The 25,473-nt window shown below is 74.8% G+C and carries 24 protein-coding genes; 17 read left to right on the top strand and 7 right to left on the bottom strand.

Features of this window, described 5'->3' with window-relative positions; genetic code table 11:
• Nucleotides 1-50: 50 nt before the first annotated feature.
• Nucleotides 51-1,124, top strand: coding sequence for an amidohydrolase (locus KZX45_RS06995; protein ID WP_308221713.1), 1,074 nt, complete (start codon nucleotides 51-53; stop codon nucleotides 1,122-1,124).
• Here the strand turns inward: KZX45_RS06995 and KZX45_RS06990 are convergent.
• Nucleotides 1,110-1,973, bottom strand: coding sequence for an amino acid-binding protein (locus KZX45_RS06990; RefSeq protein WP_248257005.1), 864 nt, complete (start codon nucleotides 1,971-1,973; stop codon nucleotides 1,110-1,112). The genes KZX45_RS06995 and KZX45_RS06990 overlap by 15 nt on opposite strands.
• Before the next feature lie 361 nt (nucleotides 1,974-2,334).
• Between KZX45_RS06990 and KZX45_RS06985 the strand changes: the two genes are divergently transcribed.
• Entirely contained in the window at nucleotides 2,335-2,886 is a 552-nt protein-coding gene (locus KZX45_RS06985; RefSeq protein WP_248257004.1) for a low molecular weight protein-tyrosine-phosphatase, read from the top strand.
• Here the strand turns inward: KZX45_RS06985 and KZX45_RS06980 are convergent, their stop codons facing one another.
• From KZX45_RS06980 to KZX45_RS06970, 3 genes are all read right to left on the bottom strand, one after another.
• Nucleotides 2,887-3,468: a phosphoribosyltransferase gene (locus KZX45_RS06980; RefSeq protein ID WP_248257003.1), complete on the bottom strand. Its 582-nt coding sequence runs from the start codon at nucleotides 3,466-3,468 to the stop codon at nucleotides 2,887-2,889.
• A gap of 48 nt (nucleotides 3,469-3,516) precedes the next feature.
• A complete protein-coding gene (locus tag KZX45_RS06975) occupies nucleotides 3,517-4,194 on the bottom strand; it encodes a hypothetical protein (protein ID WP_248257002.1) in 678 nt (225 codons plus the stop codon).
• 221 nt (nucleotides 4,195-4,415) lie between these two features.
• Nucleotides 4,416-5,411: a hypothetical protein gene (locus KZX45_RS06970; RefSeq protein ID WP_248257001.1), complete on the bottom strand. Its 996-nt coding sequence runs from the start codon at nucleotides 5,409-5,411 to the stop codon at nucleotides 4,416-4,418.
• A 132-nt stretch (nucleotides 5,412-5,543) separates the two neighbouring features.
• Here KZX45_RS06970 and KZX45_RS06965 point away from each other — a divergent pair, with 132 nt between their 5' ends.
• From KZX45_RS06965 to KZX45_RS06945, 5 genes are all read left to right on the top strand, one after another.
• Nucleotides 5,544-6,623 (top strand): putative sulfate exporter family transporter, encoded by a 1,080-nt coding sequence (locus KZX45_RS06965; protein WP_248257000.1) that lies wholly within the window; start codon nucleotides 5,544-5,546, stop codon nucleotides 6,621-6,623.
• A 71-nt stretch (nucleotides 6,624-6,694) separates the two neighbouring features.
• A complete protein-coding gene (locus tag KZX45_RS06960; RefSeq protein ID WP_248256999.1) occupies nucleotides 6,695-7,318 on the top strand; it encodes a hypothetical protein in 624 nt (207 codons plus the stop codon).
• 73 nt (nucleotides 7,319-7,391) lie between these two features.
• Nucleotides 7,392-8,627 (top strand): NAD(P)(+) transhydrogenase (Re/Si-specific) subunit alpha, encoded by a 1,236-nt coding sequence (locus KZX45_RS06955; protein WP_248256998.1) that lies wholly within the window; start codon nucleotides 7,392-7,394, stop codon nucleotides 8,625-8,627.
• Nucleotides 8,624-8,941: an NAD(P) transhydrogenase subunit alpha gene (locus KZX45_RS06950; RefSeq protein ID WP_248256997.1), complete on the top strand. Its 318-nt coding sequence runs from the start codon at nucleotides 8,624-8,626 to the stop codon at nucleotides 8,939-8,941. The genes KZX45_RS06955 and KZX45_RS06950 overlap by 4 nt, the downstream gene beginning before the upstream one ends.
• Nucleotides 8,938-10,329, top strand: coding sequence for an NAD(P)(+) transhydrogenase (Re/Si-specific) subunit beta (locus KZX45_RS06945; RefSeq protein WP_248256996.1), 1,392 nt, complete (start codon nucleotides 8,938-8,940; stop codon nucleotides 10,327-10,329). Before KZX45_RS06950 ends, KZX45_RS06945 begins: the two co-directional genes overlap by 4 nt.
• A 79-nt stretch (nucleotides 10,330-10,408) precedes the next feature.
• Here the strand turns inward: KZX45_RS06945 and KZX45_RS06940 are convergent, their stop codons facing one another.
• Nucleotides 10,409-11,278: a bacterial transcriptional activator domain-containing protein gene (locus KZX45_RS06940; RefSeq protein ID WP_248256995.1), complete on the bottom strand. Its 870-nt coding sequence runs from the start codon at nucleotides 11,276-11,278 to the stop codon at nucleotides 10,409-10,411.
• A gap of 275 nt (nucleotides 11,279-11,553) precedes the next feature.
• Here KZX45_RS06940 and KZX45_RS06935 point away from each other — a divergent pair, with 275 nt between their 5' ends.
• Nucleotides 11,554-14,538 (top strand): FAD-binding and (Fe-S)-binding domain-containing protein, encoded by a 2,985-nt coding sequence (locus KZX45_RS06935; protein WP_248256994.1) that lies wholly within the window; start codon nucleotides 11,554-11,556, stop codon nucleotides 14,536-14,538.
• A 112-nt stretch (nucleotides 14,539-14,650) separates the two neighbouring features.
• Here KZX45_RS06935 and KZX45_RS06930 read toward each other — a convergent pair whose 3' ends face one another.
• Complete coding sequence (locus KZX45_RS06930) at nucleotides 14,651-15,181, bottom strand: flavin reductase family protein (RefSeq protein WP_248256993.1); 531 nt, start codon at nucleotides 15,179-15,181, stop codon at nucleotides 14,651-14,653.
• A gap of 765 nt (nucleotides 15,182-15,946) precedes the next feature.
• Between KZX45_RS06930 and KZX45_RS06925 the strand changes: the two genes are divergently transcribed.
• The 5 genes from KZX45_RS06925 to KZX45_RS06905 are packed head-to-tail and all read left to right on the top strand — an operon-like array spanning nucleotide 15,947 to nucleotide 20,178.
• Nucleotides 15,947-16,801 (top strand): ABC transporter permease, encoded by an 855-nt coding sequence (locus tag KZX45_RS06925; protein ID WP_248256992.1) that lies wholly within the window; start codon nucleotides 15,947-15,949, stop codon nucleotides 16,799-16,801.
• Between the two features lie 2 nt (nucleotides 16,802-16,803).
• Nucleotides 16,804-17,565, top strand: a complete 762-nt coding sequence (locus KZX45_RS06920) for an ABC transporter ATP-binding protein (RefSeq protein WP_248256991.1) — start codon at nucleotides 16,804-16,806, stop codon at nucleotides 17,563-17,565.
• Entirely contained in the window at nucleotides 17,562-18,587 is a 1,026-nt protein-coding gene (locus KZX45_RS06915) for an ABC transporter substrate-binding protein (protein ID WP_248256990.1), read from the top strand. The genes KZX45_RS06920 and KZX45_RS06915 overlap by 4 nt, the downstream gene beginning before the upstream one ends.
• Nucleotides 18,584-19,150 (top strand): OsmC family protein, encoded by a 567-nt coding sequence (locus KZX45_RS06910; RefSeq protein ID WP_248256989.1) that lies wholly within the window; start codon nucleotides 18,584-18,586, stop codon nucleotides 19,148-19,150. Before KZX45_RS06915 ends, KZX45_RS06910 begins: the two co-directional genes overlap by 4 nt.
• Nucleotides 19,147-20,178, top strand: a complete 1,032-nt coding sequence (locus KZX45_RS06905) for an LLM class flavin-dependent oxidoreductase (RefSeq protein WP_248256988.1) — start codon at nucleotides 19,147-19,149, stop codon at nucleotides 20,176-20,178. Before KZX45_RS06910 ends, KZX45_RS06905 begins: the two co-directional genes overlap by 4 nt.
• An 87-nt stretch (nucleotides 20,179-20,265) precedes the next feature.
• On the opposite strand, the gene KZX45_RS06900 is transcribed toward KZX45_RS06905, so the two are convergent.
• Nucleotides 20,266-21,081: a SprT-like domain-containing protein gene (locus KZX45_RS06900; RefSeq protein WP_248256987.1), complete on the bottom strand. Its 816-nt coding sequence runs from the start codon at nucleotides 21,079-21,081 to the stop codon at nucleotides 20,266-20,268.
• 198 nt (nucleotides 21,082-21,279) lie between these two features.
• Between KZX45_RS06900 and KZX45_RS06895 the strand changes: the two genes are divergently transcribed.
• The 4 genes from KZX45_RS06895 to KZX45_RS06880 all read left to right on the top strand — a co-directional run bounded on the left by KZX45_RS06895 (nucleotide 21,280) and on the right by KZX45_RS06880 (nucleotide 25,473).
• Nucleotides 21,280-21,621: an Lsr2 family protein gene (locus KZX45_RS06895; protein WP_248256986.1), complete on the top strand. Its 342-nt coding sequence runs from the start codon at nucleotides 21,280-21,282 to the stop codon at nucleotides 21,619-21,621.
• Between the two features lie 111 nt (nucleotides 21,622-21,732).
• A complete protein-coding gene (locus tag KZX45_RS06890; RefSeq protein ID WP_248256985.1) occupies nucleotides 21,733-23,001 on the top strand; it encodes an NAD(P)-binding domain-containing protein in 1,269 nt (422 codons plus the stop codon).
• Between the two features lie 4 nt (nucleotides 23,002-23,005).
• Nucleotides 23,006-24,574, top strand: a complete 1,569-nt coding sequence (locus KZX45_RS06885) for a TrkA C-terminal domain-containing protein (protein WP_248256984.1) — start codon at nucleotides 23,006-23,008, stop codon at nucleotides 24,572-24,574.
• Nucleotides 24,575-24,657: 83 nt separating this feature from the next.
• Nucleotides 24,658-25,473, top strand: a complete 816-nt coding sequence (locus tag KZX45_RS06880; protein WP_248256983.1) for an enoyl-CoA hydratase-related protein — start codon at nucleotides 24,658-24,660, stop codon at nucleotides 25,471-25,473.

Raw genomic sequence — 25,473 nt, 5'->3', positions numbered from 1 at the left:
CTCCGCGCGCTGGGGTTCGACGTCACGGAGGGCTCGGACGCACCGGGGTGGTGGGGCTGCTGAGGAACGGGTCCGGTCCGGTCGCCCTGCTGCGGGCCGACATGGACGCGCTCCCGGTCGCCGAGGACACCGGTCTGGCGTACGCCAGCACCGCGACGGCCCGGAACGAGGGCGGGGTGCTCGTCCCGGTCTCCCACGCCTGCGGCCACGACCTCCACACGGCCTGCCTGCTGGGCGCCGCGGAGGTCCTCTCGCGCGACCGGTCCACGTGGGCCGGGACGTTGCTCCTGGTCTTCCAGCCGGCGGAGGAGCTCGGCGCCGGCGCGCAGGCGATGGTCGACGACGGCCTGTTCGTCCGGTTCCCGCGGCCCGACGTCGTGCTGGGGCAGCACGTCGCTCCGCTGCCCGCCGGCAGGGTCGCGGGCCATGCGGGCCCGTCGTACGCCGGCTCGGACTCCCTGCGCGTCCGCCTCTTCGGCACGGGCGCCCACGGGTCGATGCCCGAGGCCTCGGTCGATCCCGTGGTCATGGCCGCCGAGACCGTGCTCCGGCTGCAGACGATCATCTCCCGCGAGATCCCGAGCACGGCGACCGCGGTCCTCACGATCGGCGCGATCCACGCCGGCGATGCCGCGAACGTCATTCCCGGCGAGGCCGAGCTGCGGCTGAACATCCGCAGCTACGACGAGCACGTGCGCCGGCGGATCCTCGACGCCGTCGCGCGCATCGTGAGGGGCGAGGCCGCAACGGCGGGAGCCCCGAAGGAGCCGACGATCACCGAGATCGAGCGGTTCCCCGTCGTGGCGAACGACGCCGCGGCACTGCAGCGGACGCTCGACGCCTTCGGCGCCTGGCTGGGCACGGAGAACGTCCTGGACCCGGGGGCCGGAGCCGGGAGCGAGGATGTCGGTGTGCTCTCGACGAGCTCGGGCGCACCGCTGTCCTACTGGTTGCTGGGCGGCACGGACCCGTCCCTCTTCACGACCGGGGACATGTCCGACCCGGCCCTGCTGACGGTGCCGTCCAACCACTCGCCCCGCTACGCCCCGGTCGTCGAGCCGACGCTGGGCCTCGGCGTGACCGCGCTCGTGACGGCGGCGCGCACCTGGCTACCGGTCGCGTGAGCTCGCCGTCGACGCCTCGCCCGGCCGCACGCTGGCGCCCTCGACGACCTCCGCGAGCTCGGCCAGCCGGTGCGCCCGCGCGGACTCCGCGGCGGTGAACGGCTGCCCGGGCCGGGCGAGCACCACCGCGCCGTGCCAGCGGGAGTGGACCTTCAGCCTCGCGGCGTCGCCCGACAGGTAGGACTTCGGTGCCCCGGGTCCGCCGTCGACCACCTCGGCGCCGAGGAGGTCGGCCACGGCGTCGGGGAGGTCCTGCGGCGCGCCCGCCACCCGTACCGCGGCGGAGAGCGCCTTCGTCGGGCCGTCGATCAGGGCGAGCGCCGTCGTCGGCCAGACCTGCGGGTCGCGCCCGCCACCGTCCTCGACCGCCTCGACCAGATCGCGGGCGGTGATCCGCTCGGGGACGTCGACGACGAACTCGTCTATCGCGCCGTCGCTCCCGGGCTGGACCTGCACGCTCAGGATGTTGCCCTCGAGCAGGGCCAGCTGCATGGTGATCGCCTCCAGCGCGCCGGGGGTGTCGTCGACGGTCGTGCGCAGGCGCCAGAGGGCGCCCGCGCTATCGAGCCGGCGACGCTCGCGCAGGATCGGTGCGTGCAGCCAGCGTCGCAGGACCCGCATCACCGAGGGCTCCGCCACCCAGATCACGAGCGTCGTGGCGGTGACCGTCAGGACGAGCACCTTCGCCACGAGGGACAGGTCGCTCGAGACCACCGCGGCGTGCACGGCGAGCTCGACGGGCAGCATGGCGATGATGCTCGCCGTCGTCAGGCGCCCCTTGCGCGGCTCCGGCAGCCGTCCGCAGACCTCGCAGGCCAGGTCGGCGGTGTTGGCGTGATCGTGCGGCATGGCCCAAGGGTGACGGCGGACCGTTCCGGCGGCGTTGCCGGGACGAAACCGTTGCGTAAACCGTGCGCCGCCGGTGGGCGATCCCCGCCGCCGAGCATGGGAGAGCCCGCGGGTTCCCGGCCGTTCGGCCGGGTGCCGTGATGGACGATGTCACGGCCCCGCGGACTCCGGTGACCACCTGGTTCTCGCCGCCCGTCGGCGGGAGGACCTTGGGGGTCCGTCCACAGACGGGCTAGCGGGTAGCCACCTCACGCGTCCGAAGAATATTCACCTCTGGACCACCTCCCTTCTCGTGTGCGGACAACCGTAAGCCGGACCCCCGGGCCGTGTCACCACCTTTTTCCCTGGCACCATGGACGGCATGACCGCCCCCGCCGACCGGCCCTTCCGCGTCCTCGTCGTGTGCACCGGCAACATCTGCCGCTCGCCCATGGGGGAGGTGGTGCTGCGGGAGCGGCTGGCCGCGGCCGGGCTCGCCGAAGCCGTCGAGGTGGCCTCGGCCGGCATCAGCGACGAGGAGCACGGCAACCCCATCGACCGCCGCGCCCGCGCGGTGCTGGCCGAGCACGGCTACCCGGTGCCGCACCACCGCGCGCACCAGGTGGCCGCCCACGAGCTGGGGGAGTACGACCTCGCCCTGGCGATGACCAACCAGCAAGCGCGCGCCCTGCGGCTGCGCGCGGAGCGGGACGCCGACCCGCGCACCGCGGAGGTCCGCCTCTGGCGCGAGTTCGACGACACCGCGCCGGACAGGGCGACCGCCGGGGAGTACGACCTCGACGTGCCGGACCCCTGGTACGGCGAGCACGACGGGTTCTACGACACCCTCGCCGTCGTCGAGCGCGGCGCGGACGGGCTGGTGGCGCACCTGCGCGAGCGCCTGGGCCAGCCGGCCGAGCAGCTGCGGGGCTAGCTAGAGCTCCTCCGTCACCGGGGGCTGGGAGGACCAGGGGAACATGATCCAGCGGTCGGTGCGCCGCCAGACGTAGTCGGGCTCGATCACCGAGCGCGGCTTGGCGTAGATGACGGCGGACCTGGCCTCCACGCGGAGCGACTCGGCCGCCGCGTCGTCCAGGTCGAGGTCGAGGTCAAGGTCGGCGGGCAGGCCCTTGGACCGGATGAGGTCCATGACGAGGGCGAGGGTCCTGCCCGAGTCGGCGACGTCGTCGACCACGAGCACCTTGCGACCTGGCAGCTCCGAGGTGTCCATCAGCGGCGGCAGGACCACCGGCTCGGGCAGCGTCTCGGCGACGCCGGTGTAGAACTCCACGTTCAGCGTGCCCATCGCCTTGGTGCCCAGCGCGTAGGCGACGGCGCCGGCCGGGACGAGCCCGCCCCGGGCGACGGCGACCACGAGGTCGGGCATCCAGCCCGAGCGCACGACCTCCCGTGCCAGCTCCCGGGCGGCCTCGCCGAACTCCGCCCAGCCCAGGACCTCGCGCTCCTCCAGGCCGGAGGTGGTGGCGCCGTCGTCGAACGCGGTGGCTTCGCTCATCGCGCCATCGTAGAGGGCTCCGCGGCGGCCACCGCCATCGCGGCCGTGCTATCCGCGCAGCGAGACGTGCACGTGGTCGTGGTGCCCGCCCGTGGCGTCCTCCGGGTCGTAGACGCCGCCGCCGGTGTAGCGCGTCCAGCCCGCCTCGGCCCGGTCCGCCTGCCAGATCCGCCCCTGCCAGATCACGTAGTCCACGTCGAGGGCCTCCGCGTGCACCCGCAGCCACTGCGCCACGGCCCACCCGCGCACCAGGTCATCCCCGGCGGGGAACTCGCCCGCGGCCCCGAAGAAGAAGTCGCAGCCGCGCCCGTCGGGGTGGTCCGAGGCGGGGTTCCACGCGTGCTCGGACCAGCAGGTCACCGGCACCGCCCCGACGGCGGAGCCGAGCTGGTCCACCAGCCAGGCCGTCGCGCCCGTGACGCAGCCGCCGGTGCCGCTCGGGTCGGGCACGGTGCAGCCGGTACGCCCGCCGGTCCACGCCTGCGGCGGCGCCGGCAGCTCGACCACCGGGCCGACGTTCGCGCTCAGCGCCTTCGGCGGCGGCCCGCCGGCGACGGCGTTGACCGCCGAGACGCCGCCGACGACGAGCAGCGCGAGCACGACGGCGCGCATGACGAGCACCCGCCGCCGGACCGCCCGCCGGTGGGCGGTCGTGCGGCGGGCCGTCGTGCGGTGGGCGGTCGTGCGGCGGGTCGGCGACGTGCGCCATGCCCGCCTGGATCCCATGCCGCTACTCAAGCACGTCGCACCGGCGGGCGGTGGGGGCGTCGCCGAGCCGCGGCACCGGCCGCAGCCTGCAGCGAGATCGAGGTTCTGGTTCGCATCTGAACCAGAACCCCGATCTAGTTCCCCCGCCGGCTCTGGACCGGGGAACTCGCTGCCCGCGAGCCAGGGCGCGGCCCGCCGGGCACCGAGGCCGCCGACCGTGCCCTCCCCGGGGGGCCGCGTCACCGGTCGACGCGCGTGATCCAGTACTCCGTGGTCGGCGTCGGCGTGACGTCGAAGCGGGCGTTCGGGATGTACAGCCAGCGGCCGAGCCGGGCCGCCGTCGTCGGGACGGCGAAGTCGTCGCTGGTGATGACCTCGTCCAGGGTGCCGGCGCGGGCGGAGCGGTCCAGGTCGAACTCGTACACCGCGCCGCGGTTGAGCACCACGTACAGGTTGCGCCCGCGCAGCAGCAGCCCGTCGCCGCCGGTGAGCATGACCTCGTCGTCGTCGGCGGGGTCGCCGTTGAGGTCGTCGGGGTCCGTGAGCTCCACCCGGCGGGCGTCGCCCGTGCGCGGGTCGACGCGGAAGAGGACGCCGGCGGCGGAGTTCACCACGAGCAGCCCGCGACGGTCGGGCGTCCGCTCGATGCCGTTGGCGTTGATGCCGGCCGGGTACTGGCCGGGGATCTGCTCCCACTCGCCGCTCAGCCTCAGGTGCTCGACCTCGTCGGCGTCCGGCAGGCTGCCGTGGGGGCCCAGCGGCAGCCGGTGCAGGACGGCCTGGCTGGAGTCGGTGAACCACGCCGAGTGCCGGGTGAGCACCACGTCGTTGACGATCGTCGGCGCGCCCGCCAGGCGGTAGGACGCCAGCGTCTCGCCGGTCTCGGTGTCGACGACGCGCGCGTCGCCCGCGAAGCCGCCCGCCACGAACAGCCGCCCGTGCCGGTCGATCTTCAGCCCCACGGACGTGGTGCCCGGGCCAGCGCCCTCGGAGATGACCTCGCCCTCGCCGGTCCGCAGGTCCACCCGGTAGATGTCGCCGTCGGCCAGCGAGCCGAGCCAGGCGGTCCGGCCGCGGACGGCGATGCCCTCCGGCTGGAACCCGCTGGGGAGCTCGATCCGGTCCGGGAACCCGCGGTGGTGGTCGGGGTGAGCCGTGGCACCGACCGCGGCGCCGGCGGTGAGGAGCAGGGCCGCGCCCAGGGCAGCCAACCAGCGTCGCACCATCACGATCACCCGCCGTTCCGGCCCGGAGGCCGGTCAGAGCCGTGCTGACGGTCCATGGTAGGCGCGCCCGCGAGGCGGCAGAATCCCCGGTCGCGGCCGGGCGGTAGAGAGGGGATACCCGCCGTGCGGCATGCTGGGGCGGTGCCCGACCCGACCTCCTGGCGCCGCCGCGCTCCCGGGCTGCTGCTCACCGCGCTCGTCGCGGTGGCGGCGCTCGCCCTCAACCGGGCCGTGCCGGTGGTCTCGGCCCTGCTCGTCGCGATCCTCGTCGGCGTCCTGCTCCGCAACCTCCGCCTGGTCCCCGCTGCCGCCGAGGACGGGGTGCGCTACAGCGCCCGCACGGTGCTCCGGCTCGGTGTCGTCCTGCTCGGGCTGCAGCTCTCGGTCCCCGAGGTGATCGGCCTCGGCTGGGGCGCGCTCGCCGTCATCCTCGTCACGGTGGCGGGCACCTGGTCCCTGACGCTGCTCCTGGGCCGCCTGCTGCGTGTGCCCGCCACCCTGACGCTGCTGCTGGCCACCGGTACGGCGATCTGCGGGGCGTCGGCCGTCGCCGCGATGGCCGCCGTCGCCGGTACCGCCGACCGCGACCGCGAGGAGGACGTCGACGCGGCCGCCACCACCGCCGTCGCCGCCGTGACGATCTTCGGCACCGTCTCGATGCTCGCGCTGCCCCCGCTCGCCGCAGCCCTCGCGCTCGACGCCCACGCCACGGGCGTGTGGCTCGGCGCCGCCGTCCACGAGGTCGGGCAGGTCGTCGCGGCGGGCGGGCTGGTCGGTGAGGCGGTGCTGGCGACGGCGGTGCTCACCAAGCTCGGCAGGGTGGTGCTGCTCGCGCCGCTGGTGGCGGGGGTGAGCTTCGCGCGCAGCCGCCGCGCCCGCGTGGAGGCGGAACGGCTGGCGGCGGTGGAGTCGGCCGACGCGGTCCTCGCCGGCGCCGCCCCGCCCCACCACGCCGCCGCACGGCCCCCGCTCGTGCCCGGCTTCGTGGTCGGGTTCCTCGTGCTCGTGGCGGTGCGCTCGCTGCTGCCCGTGCCCGCCGGGGTGGTGGAGGGGGTGCAGGTCGCCTCGACGTTCCTGCTCACGGTCGCCATGGTGGCGCTGGGGGCCGGGGTCAACGTCCGGGCGCTCGTCAGCCGGGGCGGGCCCGCGCTCCTGCTCGGCCTGGCCGCCGCCGTCGTCGCGGCCGCTCTCTCGCTCGGCGGGGTGCTGCTGCTCCGCTGAAGCCGCTGAAGCCGCGCACGCCCCGGTGCGTCCCGCTCGTACCTCCCCGCCGGGAACTCTACGATCACGGCATGGCACCAGCGACGGAGCAGCGCCGCCAGGTCCTCGAGCGCATCGCGCGGGGCATCAGCGAGCGGGCCGTGGGCACGCCCTCCTTCCACGTGGCGATCGACGGGCCCGACGCCGCCGGGAAGACGACGTTCGCCCGCGACCTCGACGACGTCCTGTACCCGATGCTGCCCAACGGTGCGGAGCTGCGCCGGTTCAGCGCGGACGACCTGATCATTCCGCTCGTCCTCCGGCGCTCGGCCCAGGCGGCGGACCCGCACTGGGTGTACGAGAACGTCTACCCGCTGGAGCGCATCCGCGAGATCACGATCGGCGACCCGGCCCACGAGAAACCCGGGACGGTGGTGCTCGTCGACGGCATGAGCCTGCTGCGCCCCGAGCTCGAGGACCTCTGGCACCTGCGCATCTACCTCTCGGTGCCCGAGTCGGTCACCCTCGAGCGCGTCCTGGGCCGGCTCAACGAGGAGGACGACGAGCCCGAGGCGGTCAAGGCCCGCTACCAGGAGCGATACCTGCCGGCCCTGCGGCTCTACCGCGAGATCGCCGACCCGGTGAACCGGTCGGAGGTCGTCATCGACATGCGCGACCCCGACGCGCCGCACGTCGAGCGCTGGGGCGGGTTCTAGGGGGCGCCCGTCCGGCCGGGGCACAGGGGACAAAGTCCCATATGTCGCACACGCCGCGGCCTAGGCTCTGAGCGTGAGCATCATCGCAGCGCCGCGAGAGCCTGCCCCCGAGACGCGCGTCGCCCTGGTCCCGGAGGTCACGGGCGCGCTCGTCCGCGCCGGCCACCGGGTCCTGGTCGAGTCGGGCGCCGGAACCGGGGCCCACCACGACGACGACGCCTACGCCGACGCGGGCGCGGAGATCGTCGCCGCCGTCGACCTCGCCGCCGTCGACATCCTCGCCCACGTCACCCCGGTGCCCGCCGCGGCCCTGCGCCGGCTGCGGCCCGGGGCGGTGACCCTCGGGCTCGACGCGCCCCTGGACGACGCCGACCGGCTCGCCGCCGCCAACGCCAACCGGGTCACGATGCTGTCCTTCGAGCGGCTGCCGCGGACCTCCCGCGCCCAGTCGATGGACGTGCTGTCCTCGCAGGCGCTCGCGGCCGGCTACCGCGCCGTCCTCGAGGCTGCGGTGCGGCTGCCCCGGTTCTTCCCGCTCGCGATGACCGCGGCCGGCACCGTGCCGCCGGCGAACGTCGTCGTCCTCGGGGTCGGCGTGGCCGGCCTGCAGGCCATCGCCACCGCCAAGCGGCTCGGCGCGAAGGTCTCCGCCAACGACATCCGGCCCGACTCCGCCGAGGAGGTCCGCTCGGTCGGCGCGACCTTCATCGACGTCGGCCTCGACTCCGCCGAGGGCACCGGCACCGGGGGGTACGCGCGCGCCCTGGGCGCCACCGCCGCGGAGCGGCAGCAGGACGCGCTCGCGCCGCACATCGCCGCCGCCGACGTCCTCATCACCACCGCCGCCGTGCCCGGGCGCCGGGCGCCGCAGCTGGTCACCGCGGACATGGTGGCCGCGATGCGGCCCGGTTCCGTCGTCGTCGACCTGGCGGCCGCCTCCGGCGGCAACGTCGAGGGCTCGATGCCCGGGATGGACGTGGCCGTGCCGAGCTCCCGCGGCGGCGGCACCATCACCGTCGTCGGCCTCGCCTCCGCCGCGTCCGACCTGCCCACGGACGCCTCGCGCCTCTTCGCCAAGAACGTCGCCAACGTCGTCGCGCTCCTCACCGGCGACGACGGCGCGCTGGTGGTCCCGCTCGACGACGACATCGTGACCGGCATGGCGCTGACCCACGACGGCGTCACCCGCGACCGCGAGGGCCGCCCCGTCCCGGCCGCGACGCCGGACGACGTGGCCCCGCCGGGGTCCGCCCCGCCGAGCCCGGCGGAGGAGCTGCCCACCCACAGCTACGCGGAGGGGTCCCGATGAGCGGCCTGACCGTCCTGACGATCTTCGTGCTCGCCGCATTCGTCGGCGTCGAGGTCGTCTCCAAGGTGTCCTCCACCCTCCACACGCCCCTGATGTCGGGCGCCAACGCCATCCACGGCATCATCCTGGTCGGCGCCGTGACGGTGACCGCGCACGCCACCTCGCCGGTGCTGCTGGTGCTCGGGGCGCTCGCGACCCTGCTGGCGACGGTGAACCTCGTCGGCGGCTTCGTCGTCACCGACCGGATGCTCGAGATGTTCTCCGGCCGTCCGCGGCAGCGGACCGAGGAGCCCGTGGGGAGCGAGCGGCGATGAACCTCCTGCCCGCCTCCGTCACCGAGCTGGCCTACCTCGCGGCCGCCGTCTGCTTCATCCTCGCCCTCAAGGGCCTGTCCTCCCCGCGCAACGCTCGCCGCGGCAACCTGCTCGGGGCCGCCGGGGCGGCGCTCGCGGTCGTCACGGTGCTGTTCTCCACCGACTTCGCCGGCGCCAACCTCGCCGTGGTGCTCGGCGCGGTCGGGCTCGGCTCCGCCGTCGCCGTGCCGGCCGCGCGCCGGGTGAAGATGACCGAGATGCCGCAGCTCGTCGCCATCTTCAACGGCGTCGGCGGCGGCGCCGCGGCGATCGTCGGGATCATGGAGCTCACCGAGTTCGGCGGGCGGGACGTGACCCTCGTCGTCGCCGGCGCGACCGCCTTCGCGGTGTTCGTCGGCTCCACCTCGCTGCTCGGCTCGCTGCTGACCTACGGCAAGCTCCAGGGCACCATCACCTCGCGGCCCATCGTGGTGCCGGGCGCCGGGCTGCTGCTGGTGGTCACCCTCGGCGCGGGGCTCGGGGCGGCCGTCGCCGTCACGCTCACCGCCGACGTGTGGCTCGGTCTCATCCTCCTCGTGCTCGGGCTGGCGTTCGGCGCGCTGCTGGTGCTGCCGGTCGGCGGGGCGGACGTGCCCATCGTCATCTCGCTGCTCAACGCGTTCACCGGGCTCGCGGTGGCGGCCTCCGGCTGGGCGATGGGCTCCACGCTGCTGCTCGTGGCCGGCACCCTCGTGGGCGCCTCGGGCACGATCCTCACCCTCGCGATGGCGACGGCGATGGGCCGGTCCGTCGGCGGCATCCTCTTCGGCGCCCTCAAGGGCGGCTCCACCGCCGGGTCCACCGAGGTCTCGGACCGGCCGGTGCGCCGCGCGCAGGCCGAGGACGTCGCGATCACCCTGGCGTACGCGAGCCGCGTGGTCGTGGTGCCCGGGTACGGCCTGGCCGTCGCGCAGGCGCAGCACGTGGTCGCCGAGCTGGTCACCGCGCTGCGGAAGCGGGGCGTGGACGCGGTCTACGGCATCCACCCCGTGGCCGGGCGCATGCCGGGCCACATGAACGTCCTCCTCGCCGAGGCCAACGTTCCGTACGAGCTGCTGGTCGAGGCCGACGACGTCAACGCCGCCATGCCGTCGACCGACGTCGTGGTGGTGGTGGGCGCGAACGACGTGGTCAACCCCGCCGCCCGCACCGACACCTCCGCCCCGATCTACGGGATGCCCATCATCAACGCGGACCAGGCCGGGCAGACGATCTTCCTCAAGCGCTCGATGCGGCCCGGCTTCGCCGGCATCGAGAACGAGCTGCTCTTCGCCGAGCGCACGCAGGTGCTGTTCGGGGACGCGAAGGAGTCGCTGACGAACGTTGTGTCGGCGCTCAAGGAGGTCTAGCGCGCGGTCTCGGCCTACGTGAGCGACGACGTGGCCGTGGTGCATGCACCGTCCCGGACCCGGGCCTGCACGCGTCGCGCTAGAGGTTGGCGGGAGGCGAGCCGGGGCTCCTGAGGACGCCGTTCCTCTCGGCCGGACGCACCTCTGCCGGGCGCACCTCTGCCGGGCGTACCCCGGCGGGAGGCTCCGGTTCCGCGCCGTTCGCGCCGGCCGGCTCCGGCCCGTCCCGCAGCGCCCGCTGGAGCAGCGCCTCCATCTCCGGGGACGGCGCCAGCCCGAGCTCGTTGGCCAGCAGCTCCCGGCACCGGTGGTACTGCCAGATCGCCTCCGCGCGGTTGCCCTCCGCGAGGTGGGCCAGCATCAGGGTGCGGTGGGCGCTCTCGCGCAGCGGCTCGCAGGCCAGCGCGAGCAGCCCGGCCTCCACCGCGAGGGCGTGGTCGCCCTTCTCGCTCAGGTGCCGGCTGAGGACCTCGAGGGCGTGCAGGCGGAGCTGGCGGAAGTGGTGCTGCTCGGCGGCGAGCCAGTCCTCCGACCACGACGGCAGGAAGTCGTGGCGCAGCGCGGCCAGCGCGGCCGGCGTCGCGACCTTCCCCGGCCCGCGTTCGATGATGCGCTGGGCGAGACGGCGGGCGCCGTCGAGGTCGACCCGCACGTCGGGACTGATCTGGACGCTCGACCCGACGGCGATCACCGGGCTGGGCGTGAGCCGGGACAGGCCCCACAACGTCGAGCGCAGGCTCGAGTAGGCCCGCGACGCGGGCACGTCGGGCCACAGGGTGCCCGCCAGCTCCGGCCGGTCCGCCGGCCCGGACCGCAGCGCGAGGAACACCAGGACGCGCTGCGCGCGGTGGGGGAGCGGGACCGGAGCGCCGCCGACGCGCAGCTCGAACGTGGGCAGGCAACGCAGCTCCGTCGTCGGCCTGGGTCTCCGGACGGGTGTAGGCACCATGTCGGCTCCCAGCCTGCCTGCGTGACGCTTCGGTGACCCCCCGGTGACGTCAACGGTAGCCCTGTGTCCCGGCGCGGACAATCGCACCGACGTGCTGCGGCGACGCCCGGGATGCCGTCCGGAACCAGGGGTGCCACCCCGGCTGCGACTCCGGCTCGCGGGCCGGAGAGGGCGGCCTCCGCGGCCCCGCGGCCCCGGCGATCCGGACGCTCGCCGACCGGGCTCGGTGGCAGAGTGGGGGGCGACGCGACGAGGCGAGCCACGGAGAGGAATCTATGACAGTCCGCACCCCCGCCCGGGCGGCGGCGAGCACCGCCGTCGACCCGGACCTCACCGCCATCACGCGCGCCGCCGGCCGGGACCACGTCTCCACCGCCGTCGTCGACCGCGCCCGCCTCGCCCACGACGCCTCGCACTACCTCCTCACCCCCTCCGCCGTCGTCACCGCCACCTCGACCGAGCAGGTGGCCGCGGTGCTGGCCGCCGCCACCCGCGCCGGCACGCCGGTGACCTTCCGCTCCGGCGGCACGTCGCTGTCCGGGCAGGCCGTGACCGACGGCGTCCTCGTCGACGTGCGGCGCCACCTCGCCCAGGTCGAGGTCCTGGACGACGGCGCCCGGGTGCGCTGCGGCCCGGGCGCGGTCCTGCGGCGGGTCAACGCCGCCCTGGCCCGGCACGGCCGCCGGCTCGGGCCGGACCCGGCGAGCGAGATCGCCTGCACGATCGGCGGCGTCGTCGCGAACAACTCCTCGGGGATGACGTCCGGGACGACGGCGACGGCGTACCGCACGCTCGAGTCGATGGTCCTCGTCCTGCCCTCGGGCACCGTGCTCGACACCGGCCGGCGGGACGCCGACGCCGTCCTGCGCGCCATGGAGCCGGCGCTGTACGCCGGGCTGCTGCGCCTGCGCGACCGCGTGCGCGGCGACACCGGCCTGCGCGCACGGATCGAGCACCAGTTCTCGATGAAGAACACGATGGGCTACGGCCTCAACGCGCTGCTCGACCACGACTCCGCCGCCGACATCCTCGCCCACCTCGTCGTCGGGTCGGAGGGGACGCTCGCCTACGTCGCCGAGGTGACGCTGCGGACGGTGCCCGCGCTGCCGCACGCCGCCACCGCGCTGTGCGTCTTCGACACCATCGACCGCGCCACCGACGCGATCATCCCGCTCACCGAGGCCGGCGCCGTCGCCGTCGAGCTCCTCGACGCCTCCTCGCTGCGGGTCTCCCGGCGCGACCCGAACGCGCCCGATCTCATGCGGGCGCTGGACGTGCGCGAGCACACCGCGCTGCTGGTCGAGGTGCAGGGCACCACCGCCGAGGCGCTCGCGGCCGCGACCGAGCGGGTGCGTCCCGTCGTCGCCGGCCTCGACCTGACCGCGCCGGCCGAGCTAACCACGGACGCCGCCGCCCGCGCGCGCATGTGGGTGACCCGCAAGGTGCTCTACGCCGCCGTCGCCGGTGCGCGGCCGCAGGGGACGACGGCGCTCCTCGAGGACATCGTCGTCCCGCCGCCCGCCCTGCCGGGCGCCGTGCGCGACCTCGGGCGGCTGCTGGGCCGGTACGGCTACGACGACGCGGTGATCTTCGGCCACGCGAAGGACGCCAACCTGCACTTCCAGATCAACCCGCGGCTGGACGACCGGGCCGAGCTGAACCGGTTCGCCGCGTTCACCGAGGACCTCGTAGACCTCATCCTCGGCGCCGACGGCTCGCTCAAGGCCGAGCACGGCACCGGGCGGATCATGGCGCCCTACGTGCGGCGGCAGTACGGCGACGAGCTGTACGAGGTCATGCGCGAGCTCAAGACCCTGTGCGACCCGGCCGGGATCCTCGCCCCCGGCGTGCTGCTGGCCGAGGACCCCGAGGCGCACCTGAAGAACCTCAAGACCTTCCCCGCCGCGCACCCCGAGCTCGATCGGTGCGTCGAGTGCGGCTACTGCGAGCCGGTCTGCCCGTCGCGGAACACCACGACGACGCCCCGGCAGCGCATCGTGCTGCTGCGCGAGATGGCCCGGTCCGGCCCGGAGCGGCGGGCCGCGCTCGAGCGCGAGTACGACTACCAGGCCGTGCACACCTGCGCGGCGGACTCCCTGTGCGTGACCGCCTGCCCGGTCGGCATCGACACCGGCAAGGTCATGAAGGAGTTCCGCGCGGGGTCCCGGCCCGTCCCGGTCAAGGTGGCGGGCGACCTCCTCGCCCGGCGGTGGGGTCCGACGACGGCGGTCCTGCGCGCCGCGCTCGGCGTCGCCGAGGTCGTGCCCGGGCCGGTGCTCCCCGCCGTGACGGCGGGGGTGCGTGCCGTGGCGGGGGAGGCGTTGCGCGACTGGATCCCGCAGGTGGGCGAGGACCTGCCCGGGCCCGGCGGGTCACGCGCGGCGCTCGCGGAGGCGTCCGACGCCGTCGTGGCGCCGGCTCCACCCGGCGTGGTCGTGGCGTCCGCCCCACCGGCCAGCCAGTCGTCCGCCGCGCCCGACCGGTCGTCCGCCGTGCCCGCCGCCGGACGGGCGGACGTCGTCTTCTTCCCCGCCTGCATCGGCTCGCTCTTCGCCGCCGAGGGCGACGGCGACGGCGCGGCGGCCGCGTTCCTCCGGCTGTGCGAGCGGGCCGGGCTCCGCGTCGCCGTGCCCGCCGGGATCGACGCCCTGTGCTGCGGCACGGTGTGGGAGTCGAAGGGCCTGTCCGACGGTGCCGCCACCATGGCCCGTAAGGTCGCGGCGCTGGTGTGGGAGCTGACCGACGGCGGGCGGATCCCCCTGGTGTGCGACGCCTCCAGCTGCACCCACGGCCTGACCGGGATCGGGGACCGCCTCGACGGCGAGCTCGCCGCGCGGTGGGCGCAGGTGCGGGTGGTCGACGCCGTCGTCTTCGCCCGCGAGCACCTGCTGGACCGCGTGACCGTGGCGCCCGGGCGGCGCCTGCCGTCGCTCGCCGTGCACCCCACCTGCTCCGCCGTCCACCTGGGCATGGTGGCCGACCTCGTCACGGTGGCCGACGCCGTCGCCGAGGACGTCACCGTGCCCGCCTCGTGGGGCTGCTGCGGCACCGCGGGTGATCGCGGGATGCTGCACCCCGAGCTGCCGTCCGGCGCCACCGAGGCGGAGGCGGCCGAGATCGCGGCGGCGGAGCGTGCCGGCGGACCGTTCGCCGCCTACGCCTCGTGCAACCGCACCTGCGAGATGGGTATGACGGCGGCGACCTCGCGCCCGTACCGGCACGTCCTCGAGCTGCTCGAGGAGGCCACGCGCCCGGAGTGATGCGTTGAAACCGACGCGCCGGAACTGATGCGCCGGTACTCCCGTGGTGGAGAGCGCGGGGCATCCCGGGCGGCGGGAAAGAGCCGCCGCGGCGCGCCGTTGCCGGCGGGCGCTACTCGGACAGGCCGTGGTCGCCGAGGCGGTGGTAGGTCCGGTCGACGTACACCAGGGGCCGTGTGCCGTCGTGCCGTGCCGAGAGGCCGGCGCGGACGGTCACGAGCAGGCTGTCGCCCACCGGGATGCGCTCGTCGATCTCGCCGCGCACCCACGCCGTGACTCCGCGGAGCACCGGCTCGCCGGTGGGCAGCGAGGTCCACGCCACCTGCGCGAAGCGGTCCACCCCGCGCCGGGCGAACGTCGCGGCGACGTCCCGCTGGTCCTCGGCGAGGAAGTTGACGACGACGGAGCTGGCCCGTTCCAGAGCCGGCCGCGAGGAGGACGCCGCGGCCAGGGAGAACGCCAGCACCGGAGGTGCCGCGGAGACGGAGGTGACCGACGTCGCCGTGAAGCCGACGGGGCCGTCCGGGCCGCGGAGGGTGACGACCGCGACGCCCGCCGGATGGTTACGGAAGACGGCCTTGAAATCGTCGGGGCTGATCCCCGCAGCGGCGGCGTGCCGGTCCGCGATGCACTCGACTGTCACGAGCTCGCCCCTTCCTCGGTCCCGTCAGGCTTGCGGCCCGGACACTACCGAGCCGCCCGTGGCGGTCGGCCTGGCTGGTTCGCCTGTCTCATCCCGGAAGATCCCGAGGGTCGTGGGGGTGGTTCGCGTCTTGCGATGCGAGAAACAAGGGACCTCGGTCCCGCCCGAGCGGCGGCGGCTGACAGTGTCCCGACCGAGGCGGACCCAGGAGCGGCCGCCCGCAAACGACCGATGACGGAGGAACCATGAGGGGAACGACGGTCTTCTCGACCCGCTCTCTCCACTCCGCCGCGCGCCCCAGCTGCGCGCCCGGGACGTCCGCCCCGCGCTGTTGTCGCTGCATGCGCAGGTCCTGCACCGCCTGACGAAGACCTGGTGCAGGACTGATCCACCCGGCACGCCGGCTCCCCGAGCTTCGCGAGTCCGCGTCCGGTGCTCCCTTCTCCTGCCGCGACCCGTGCCGCCGTCGGGCCCGGCCTTGGACCCGAGATCCGGGAGGTCCGGGTCGACGCCGGCTCTCGGGCCCGCGCGGGAGCGCCACGCCTCGACCGGCGCGCGACCTGACCGGCGGGCGACCTGATCGGCGCGTTCTCTCCGCCGGCCCCACGGTGGGCGCCGCCGGACGAGCCTGCCGACGGCGTGCGGTCGAGACCACCTGCCGACGGCGTGCATGCGGTCGAGACCCGAGGACGGCCCTGGAGACCGCGGGTTCCCGGCCGTCCGACCCCAGACCCCCCTGCCCAGACCAAGCTGTTGGAGCGAACCATGACCGCACCCGCCGAGCTCGCGCCGCCGGACGCCGGCGTCCGCGGGCCCGCACGAGAGGCAGGCCCACCCGCTCGAACCCGGAGGAGACCAGCAGGCGCCAGACGGCTCGCGGGCTTCGCGCTCCCTGCCGTCCTCCTTGCCGCGTGGCAGGCGGCGTCGGTCTCCGGCTGGGCCAACCCCGTGCTGCTCCCGCCCCCGACGACCGTCTTCTCGACCCTCTGGCAGGCGGCCACGGACGGGACACTCCTCGAGCACCTGTGGGCCAGCGGCTTCCGCTGGGTCACCGGGTTCCTGACCGGTGGCGCCCTGGGGGTCCTCCTCGGCTCGCTGACCGGACTCTCCCGCCGGGCGGAGACGCTCCTGGACACGACCGTCCAGATGCTGCGCACCGTGCCCTTCATGGGCCTGACGCCGCTGCTCATCCTCTGGCTCGGCCTGAACGAGGCACCCAAGATCACGTTGATCGCGCTCGGCAGCTTCTTCCCGCTGTACCTCAACACGTTCGCCGGCATCCGCAACGTGGACCGCAAGCTCATCGAGGTCGGCAAGGTCTTCGAGCTCAACGACGCCGCCCTGCTCCGCCGCGTCATCATCCCGGCCGCACTGCCCGAGGTGCTCACCGGGGTGCGCTACGCGCTGGGGGTGGCCTGGCTGGCGCTCGTCATCGCCGAGCTCATGGGTGCGACGAGCGGGCTGGGGTTCTGGCTCGCCCAGGGGCGCGAGTTCGTCCGCGTCGACATCGTCCTGGCCTCGCTCCTCGTCTTCTCGGTGGCCGGGAAGGTCGTCGACGTCATCGTCCGGCAGCTCGAGCACCACCTGCTGTCCTGGCGCGACGCCTACTCGGGGAGATGAGCATGAGTGCCTCACTGTTCGTCACCGGCTTCAGCCGGGAGTTCCCGACGCCGGACGGACCGCTGCTCGCGGTCAGCGACGTCGACATCAGCGCGCGCCCGGGCGAGTTCGTCGCCCTCGTCGGCCCGTCCGGGTGCGGCAAGTCCACCCTGCTGCGCGCCGTCGCCGGCCTGGACGTCCAGCACTCCGGTTTTGTGCGGGTCGGCGGCGAGAAGGTCACCGGACCCTCGATCAGGCGCGGGATCGTCTTCCAGGAGCCCCGGCTGCTGCCCTGGCTCACCGTCGCAGAGAACATCGGCTTCGGTCTCCGACGTCGCGACCCGGACCGCGTCGCGGAGCTGGTCCGGCTCGTCGGCCTGGAGGGCTTCGAGGGTGCCCGCCCTCACCAGCTCTCCGGCGGGATGGCCCAGCGCGCCGCGATCGCCCGGGCCCTGGCTCCCGCGCCCGAGGTGCTCCTGCTCGACGAGCCCTTCGGTGCGCTCGACGCCTTCACCCGGATCCGGCTCCAGGAGGAGCTCCAGGGCATCTGGGCCGACCAGGGCGTGACCACGGTGCTCATCACCCACGACATCGACGAGGCGATCGCGCTCGCGCAGAAGGTCGTCGTGCTCTCCGCACGGCCCGGTCGCGTCGCGCAGGTTCTCCCGATCGACCTGCCCTACCCCCGGGACCGCGCCGGCGAGGAGTTCGTCGAGCTCCGCCGCGCGCTCCTCGCCGCCTTCCACCTCATCCACGACCCAGCTCCCGTGAGGACCACGAGATGACCACTCCATCCCTGACCACCACCGTCACGTCGTCGCTGTCGCGGCGCGGGTTCCTCGGCGTCGGCCTCGGCGCGGCCGCGGCCGGACTCCTGGCCGCCTGCGCCCGGCCGGGCAACGCTGTCGGCGCCGCAGCGTCGGGCGCCGCGGGGACCCTGAGGCTCGTGTACCAGCCGCCCTACGTCGTCGCCCACGCCCTGCAGGAGCGCGAGCTGCTGACGGACGAGCTGTCGACGATCGGCTGGAGCCCGCAGTTCAACAGCCTGCTCTCCTACGACCCGATCATCGAGGCGCTCGCGGGCGGACAGGCAGACCTCGGGATCAGCGGGACGCCGACGGTGTCCATCGCCAACGGCCTCCCGCTCACCATCCTCGCCGTCGTCGAGCGCAGCCCCGAGACGCACGCGGTCCTGACGCTGCCGGACTCCCCGCTGACCTCGGTCGCAGATCTGCGCGGCAAGAAGGTCGCCGGCCCCTACTCGGTGCCCGACATCTTCTTCCTGCGGGCGCTGCGCACGGCCGGCCTCGACGTCGACGACGTCGAGTGGGTGCGCCTGGAGAACAACGAGGGGCAGGCGGCGCTCGTCTCGGGCGCCATCGACGCCTGGCGGACCTGGGACCCGTTCTTCGCCCGCGCCGAGGTCGCGGGGCAGGCGCGCGTCCTCGCCAGCGGCCGCGACCACATCAACAACTACGTCACCATCTCCGGCAACTCGGCCTTCGTCGAGGAGCACCCGGACGCCGTCGTCGCGTTCCTGCGCGCGTACCGGCAGGGCCTCGACTGGGTCACGGCGAACCGGGCGGACGCCGTCGCGCTCTTCGCCGAGAAGAACGAGCTCCCGCTCGAGGCGGCCGAGCTCACCGTGAGCCGCCGGAACTACGAGCTGTCCATCCCGGGCGAGGCGTTCGTCGCCGAGGTGAGCCGGGACGCCCAGGACTCCGTCGAGCTGGGCATCATCTCGGAGGAACCCGACTGGAGTACCGTCGTGAACACCGCGCTGATCGAGGAGGCGCTCTCCGCATGAGCGAGCACACCGAGACCACCAGCGGCCTGAGGCGCTACCTGCAGCAGAAGCGCCGGGCCCTCCTGGAGCGACGAGACCGCTCGGCCCAGGCCGGGTACCCGCGGGCCGAGCTCGCCGCGCGGGTGGACGCGGAGGGGCGCAGCGGCGTCCGCCGCATCCGCATCCGCGACTTCCAGGTGATCAGCGACAGCCCCGCCGACTTCGCGGGCTACGACCTCGGGCCGTCGTCGCCCGAGCTGCTGCTCGGCGTGCTCGGCAGCTGCCTGACCCACGTCTTCCTCATCAAGGCCGCCGAGCTCGAGGTGCCGCTCGACTCGCTCGCCGTCGAGGTGCGCGGCAGCCTGGACCCCCGCGGCGGCCTGGACGACTTCCCGGACGTGCCGGTGGAGCCCCAGGACCTCACCTACACCGTGACGCTCTCCTCACCTGCCGGCGCCGACCAGCTGGACCGGCTCCACGCTGAGGTCGAGCGCGTGTGCCCGGTGCTCAACCTGCTCACCCGGCCGCAGTCGATCACCGGCTCGCTCGTGAACACGGCTGTCGACCGGGCGGTGGCCCGATGAGCGCTCGCCCGCGTCTCCGGCTCGGTTTTCTCACGCACGTCACCGGCGGGGATGACGCGACCGAGGCGTACGCCAGCACGCTGCGCGTGTTTGAGACCGCCGAGGCGCTCGGCTACGACACCGGGTGGGTGGCGCAGCACCACCTCAGTGCCACCTACGGCCGGCTGCCGTCCACCCTGCCGTTCCTCGCGGCGGCGGCGCAGCGGACCGAGCACATCCACCTGGGCACGGGCCTCGTGACGCTGCCGTTCGAGGACCCCCTCCGGCTGGCCGAGGACGCCGTGGTCGTCGACCGGCTCAGCGGCGGACGGCTGGAGCTCGGGGTCGGGGCGGGCGTGCCCGCCCACCTGGAGCCGCACGTGTTCCGCGCCTTCGGCCGGGACCCGGAACGCCAGCGGCAGCACGCCGCCGAGGTCCTGGAGGCGCTGCTCCGCGCGCTCGACGGCGACCCCGTCGAACCCGACGGAGCGGTCCTGCAGCCCCCGGCGGGCACGCTGCGGGACCGGGTGTGGCACTCCACGTCCAGCAGCGCCGGCGCGGAGGCCATCGGCCGACGCGGCCTCGGACTGCTCCTCGCCCGCAGGGCGATCGGCGCGGGGATCCCCACCCCGCAGGCGCAGGAGCCCGTCGTGGACGCGTATGTCCAGGCGTTGCCCGCCGGGACGTCGCCTCGGGTCGGCGTCTCGCGAGCTGTGCTTCCGCTCCTCGGCGACCCGGACGACGACCGGGAGGTCGCGAACATCGTGCGGCGGTACGTCCAGCCCTATCTCTCGTCCGGGGAGTTCCCGCCGGGACGCACCACCGAGGAGTACCTCGACCTGTCGTTCATCGCGACCGGCCCGCCGGCGGCGGTCGCCAGCGCGCTCGCCTCAGACCCGGTGCTCCCGCGCGCCACGGAGCTGATGGTGCAGGTGCACGAGAACGGCTCGCTCGCCCACACCCTGAGCTTGCTCGAGACGGTCGCGTCCGACGTCGTTCCCATTCTCCAGGATGCGCTGGACCGGGATGAGGCACCGGTCGGCGCCTAACCGTTGCCGGGTGCGGCCGCGCCTCACGGCGCGACGGCGCGGATCAGCACGAGCTAGTGCTGGAACCTGCGCTCAGAGGGGGTCGGATCACGCGGGTTCCACGTAGGCGAAGGGCACCGTGAGGCGCTCGACGCCGCCGCGCACGTGGTACCGGGTGCGGGCGCTCTTGACGATGGTGACCTTGCGGCCGAAGTACTTCCCCGGGGCGGTGATCCGCACGACGGTCCCTGGTGTCAGGTGACCGCCGACGGTCAGCTCGCGCATCAGGTCCCGCTCCGGGGCGCGCGTCCCTGCCGCGGTGGTCGCGGTGGCGGCGGCGGACAGCCCGGTGGCCGGGCTCTGCGCGACGTCCGCCTGCCCGCCCGCCAGCGTCCCGGGTGGCCCGGCGCCGCGCCGTCGGCGCCCGGCGAGCAGGCGTGACAGCTCTCGCTCGTAGCGCGGGCCCGGCGAGGCGGCACGGCCGTGGAAGGTCCAGGTCAGCAGGAGATCGGCGTTGAACCCGGGCTCGCACCGCGCGCAGCTGGCGGGGCGGGACGGTCGGCGGTGCCGGTCGTAGGTGTGCCCGCGCGGGCAGGTGCCCTGCCAGGGGGCCGGCGCCCGCGGGGCCTCGGCGTCGACGAGCCGGGAGCCCGAGCAGCCGATCGCCCGCGCCTTCGCGCGCCACACGGCGTCATGGCCGTGCCGGGGGCCGACGAGGGCGTGCGCGATCTCGTGCAGGATCGTGTCCCGCACGTGCGCCTCCTCGTACAGGGCCATGAGGTGACGCGAGACGGAGATGGTGCGGGAGTCGAACTTGCACGCCCCGGCCCGGCGCTTGGCGTTGTCGAGGGCGAAGCGCCACGACGTCAGGCCGTGCCGGGCGAGCAGCTCCTCGCCGAGCGCGCGCACCGCCGTCAGCTCCATGCGCAGACTCCCTCCGTGCTCACTGTCGGGCGGCCCCCGGACCCGAGGGCAACGAGACTACGACGACCGGGTGACACGGTGCGCCGGACCTGTGGACGGCCGGTCGAGGGGGCGTGCGCGGGCCACCGCGCGTCACTCCGCCGCCGTCCCGCGACGGAGGGTAAAAATCGCACCAACAAAATGACTAAAGTTGTCGATGTGGCAACCAAGATGATCACCGAGCTGGTCTCCGACATCTCCGGCAGGCCGATCGAGCGGGGCAAGGGGCGCTCGGTCGACTTCTCCTACGAGGGCGTCCTGTACCGGGTCGACCTCACCAACGAGGAGGTGGCGGAGTTCGAGAACGCCCTGCGGCCGTACCTGGAGGCCGGCCGCAAGATCGAGGGCCAGCGCCGCCGCACCCATGCCTCGAGCACGAAGAAGCAGGCGTTCGACCCGGCCGCGGTGCGCGCCTGGGCGGCCGGCCAGGGCATCGAGGTCAGCCCGCGCGGACGCATCAGGGCCGAGGTGGTCGAGCAGTACCGGGCCGCCGGCAACTGAGGGCGGGGAGTCCGCCGTCGACGAAGGTGCTCGGACCCCGCTCGGTCCGACCGTGGCCGATGCCACGACGCGGTCCGGAAGCCTTCGGTCGGAAGCCGCGTTGTCGTCGACATGACCACGCCGAGCGCGCCCGCCGTCCCCGCGGACACCGCCGTCCTCGCGGACGTGGTGGTGATCGGCGCCGGCCAGGCGGGCCTCTCGGCCGGGTACCACCTACGCAGGCTCGGTCTCGTCCCGGCCCTCGACGGCGGCGAGCACGAGGGGGCGGGGACCTACGTGATCCTCGACGCCGAGCCCGGCCCCGGCGGCGCGTGGCGCCACCGCTGGCGCTCCCTGCGCATGGCGACCGTCAACGGCATCTACGACCTCCCGGGCATGCCGCAGCCCGAGATCGACCCGTGCGAGCCGAGCGTCGACGTCCTGCCGGCATATTTCGGCGACTACGAGCAGAGGCTGGAGCTCGGCGTGCTGCGCCCTGTCAGGGTCGCCTCCGTGCGGCGCGTCGACGACGACCCCTCCGGCCGCCTGCTCGTCGCCTCCGACGCCGGGACCTTCGCCGCCCGCGCCGTCATCAACGCCACCGGCACCTGGACCAAGCCGTTCTGGCCGGTCTACCCGGGGCAGGCGACCTTCCGCGGCCGCCAGCTCCACGTGGCCGACTACGTCCGGGCGGAGGACTTCGCCGGGCAGCACGTGGTCGTCGTGGGCGGCGGCATCTCCGCGGTCCAGCTGCTCGAGGAGATCTCGCACGTGGCGACGACGACGTGGGTCACCCGCCGGGAGCCCGTGTGGCGGGACGAGGACTTCGACCCCGAGGCCGGCCGCCAGGCGGTCGCACGCGTCGAGGAGCGCGTCCGGCAGGGGCTCGCGCCCCTCAGCGTCGTGTCCGTCACGGGCCTCATCTGGCGGCCCGAGCTGCGCGCGGCGGCCGAGCGTGGCGTGCTCGACCGGCACCCCATGTTCACCCGCATCGAGCCCGACGGCGTGCGGATGGCCGACGGCTCCCTCCAGCGTGCCGACGTCATCCTCTGGGCCACCGGCTTCCGCGCGGCGCTGGACCACCTGCGCCCGCTGCACCTGCGCGGCCACGGCGGCGGCATCACGATGGACGGCACCCAGGTGGCCGGCGAGCCGCGGCTGCACCTGATCGGGTACGGGCCGTCGTCGTCCACCGTCGGGGCGAACCGCGCCGGGCGGGAGGCGGTCGTGCGCATCCTCGACCACCTGAGCGCGGTCGACGGCGGCCACCACGCAGGGGACGGCCGCTCCGCCTCCGACGGCGGCCACCGCGCCACGGACCGTGGGCCCGCCACCGCCGGCCGACGTGACCAGGCCGACCCCCGCGCGGGGCGCCTGGTGGGCGCCGCGGTGGAACGCTAGAGCCGTGCTCGACGTCCTCGCCGCCTCCCCGCTCCTGACGATGATGCTCGTCGTCGCCCTCGGCACCCTGGTGGGGATGATCCCGTTCGGCCCCGTCCGCTTCGGCCCCGCCGGCGCCCTGTTCGTCGGCCTCGCCGTCGGCGCCCTCGACCCGCGGCTGGGGGAGGGGCTCGGGCTCGTGCAGTCCCTCGGCCTCGCCCTGTTCGTCTACACCGTCGGCCTCGCCGCCGGCTCCGGCTTCTTCCGCGACCTGCGCAGCCAGCTGCCCCTCATGGGCGGCTCCGTCGTCGTCCTCGCTCTGGTCGCCGTCGTCACGCTCGTGCTGGGCGGCGCGCTGGGGCTCGCGCCGGCGCTCAATGCCGGGACCTTCGCCGGGGCGCTCACCTCTACCCCCGCCCTCGCTGCGGCGACGGCGCAGGCCGGGAGCCAGGACCCCGCCGTCGGGTACTCGCTCGCCTACCCCGTCGGGGTCGTCCTCACCATCCTCGTCGTGGCCGCCGTCCTGGCCCGGCCCTGGCGCACCGTCCGGGACCCCGACCCGGTGGCCGGCGTCGGGCTCATCGACATCAGCGTCGAGGTCGAACGGCCCACCCGGCTCCTCGACATCCCCGGCGTCGCCGAGCGCGAGGTGCGGCTGTCCTACCTCGAGCGCGCGGGCCAGACGCGGGTGGTCGCCGCCGACGAGGAGCTTCGTGCGGGGGACCGCGTGGTCGTCGTCGGCCCCGAGCCGGCGGTGCGGCGCGCCCGCGAGCACCTCGGCCACCGCGTCAGCGACCACCTCGCCCACGACCGCAGCGAGGTCGACTACCGCCGGTTCATCGTCTCCGACCGTGCCGTCGCCGGCCGGACCGTCGGCGAGCTGGACGTGCCCGGGCGCTTCCGCGGCGTCGTCACCCGGGTCAAGCGCGGCGACCTCGACCTCCTCGCCCACGAGGACCTCGTCCTCGAGCTGGGCGACCGCGTCCGCGTGGTCTACCCGCGCGGCGAGATCGACGGGCTGACCCAGCTGTTCGGCGACTCCCAGCGCCGGGTCAGCGAGATCGACGCGCTCTCGCTGGGGATCGGCCTCGCGCTCGGTCTGCTCGTCGGCCTCGTGACCCTGCCGCTGCCCGGCGGCATCGCGTTCGCGCTGGGCTCCGCCGCCGGGCCGCTCGTGGTCGGCATGATCCTCGGCCGGCTCGAGCGCACGGGGCCGCTCGTGTGGGGCCTGCCCGGCTCGGCCAACCTCACCATCCGCCAGCTCGGGCTGCTGCTGTTCCTCGGGGCCACCGGGCTCGCGTCCGGCCAGGCGTTCGCCTCGTCGGCGTTCAGCGTGACGGGCCTGAAGATCGTGGCGCTCGCCGTCGTGGTCGTCGCGACGGCCGCGGGGCTGTTCGTGCTGCTCGCCCGGCTGGTCGGCACGTCCGCGGCCCGCGCCGCGGGCGGTCTCGCCGGGTTCGTCGGCCAGCCGGCGATCCTCGCCTACGCCAACGGCCGGACCGTGGACGAGCGGGTCGACGCCGGCTACGCCGCGCTGTTCGCGCTCGGGATCATCGCGAAGATCGTCCTCGTGCAGGTGGTCGGGGCGGTGTAGGTGCGGCCACGTCCCGCGCGGACCGGGGTCGGAGGCCGGCGCTACGCTGGCGGCGCTCGTCGTCGTCGATGAAGGAGTCCCGCGTGAGCGCGCACGTGCTGGTGGAGCAGGCCGACGGCGTGCTGACCCTCACCCTGAACCGGCCGGAGAAGAAGAACGCCCTGACCGGGGAGATGTACGCGACGCTCGGCGCCGCGCTCACCGGAGCCGACGAGGACGACGCGGTGCGCTGCGTCCTCCTGCGCGCCGCCGGGGACAGCTTCTGCGCGGGGAACGACCTCGCGGACTTCCTCGCCGCCGCCGGGGACGGCGGCGCGGGCGGGCAGGCGGCAGCCGCGGGCGGTGCCGCCGGCGGGGGCGGGCTGGCGGACGACGGACCCGCCGGTGCGGCCTTCGCGTTCCTGCGGGCGCTCGCCGCCGGGCGCAAGCCGCTCGTCGCCGCCGTGCAGGGGCGTGCGGTCGGGATCGGCCTGACGATGCTGCTCCACTGCGACCTGGTCTACCTGGCCGACGACGCCCTCCTGTCCGCGCCCTTCGTCGATCTGGGTCTCGTGCCCGAGGCGGCGTCGTCGCTGCTGCTGCCCGCCCGCATCGGCCATCCGCGGGCCTTCGCCGTCCTCGTCCTCGGCGAGGTGGTCGACGCCCGTGAGGCGCAGGCGTGGGGCCTGGCCAACGCGGTCCTGCCCGTGGACGAGGTGGAGGCGTTCGCCCGGTCCGCCGCCGCGGAGGTGGCGGCCCGCCCGCCGGAGGCCGTCGCGCTGACGCGGTCGCTCATGCGTGACCCCGAGACGGTGACGGGACGCATCGCCGAGGAGGCGGAGCACTTCATGGCGCGACTGCGCTCGCCCGAGGCGACCCGGGCGTTCGAGCGGCTGCTGCGGCGGTCCGGCCCGCGCTGA

It is taken from the genome of Georgenia sp. EYE_87, from assembly GCF_023148685.1.
Taxonomy (GTDB): Bacteria; Actinomycetota; Actinomycetes; order Actinomycetales; family Actinomycetaceae; genus Georgenia.
The sequence above is the reverse complement of the archived record's forward strand: the minus strand, read 5'-3'. Positions and strand labels throughout refer to the sequence as shown.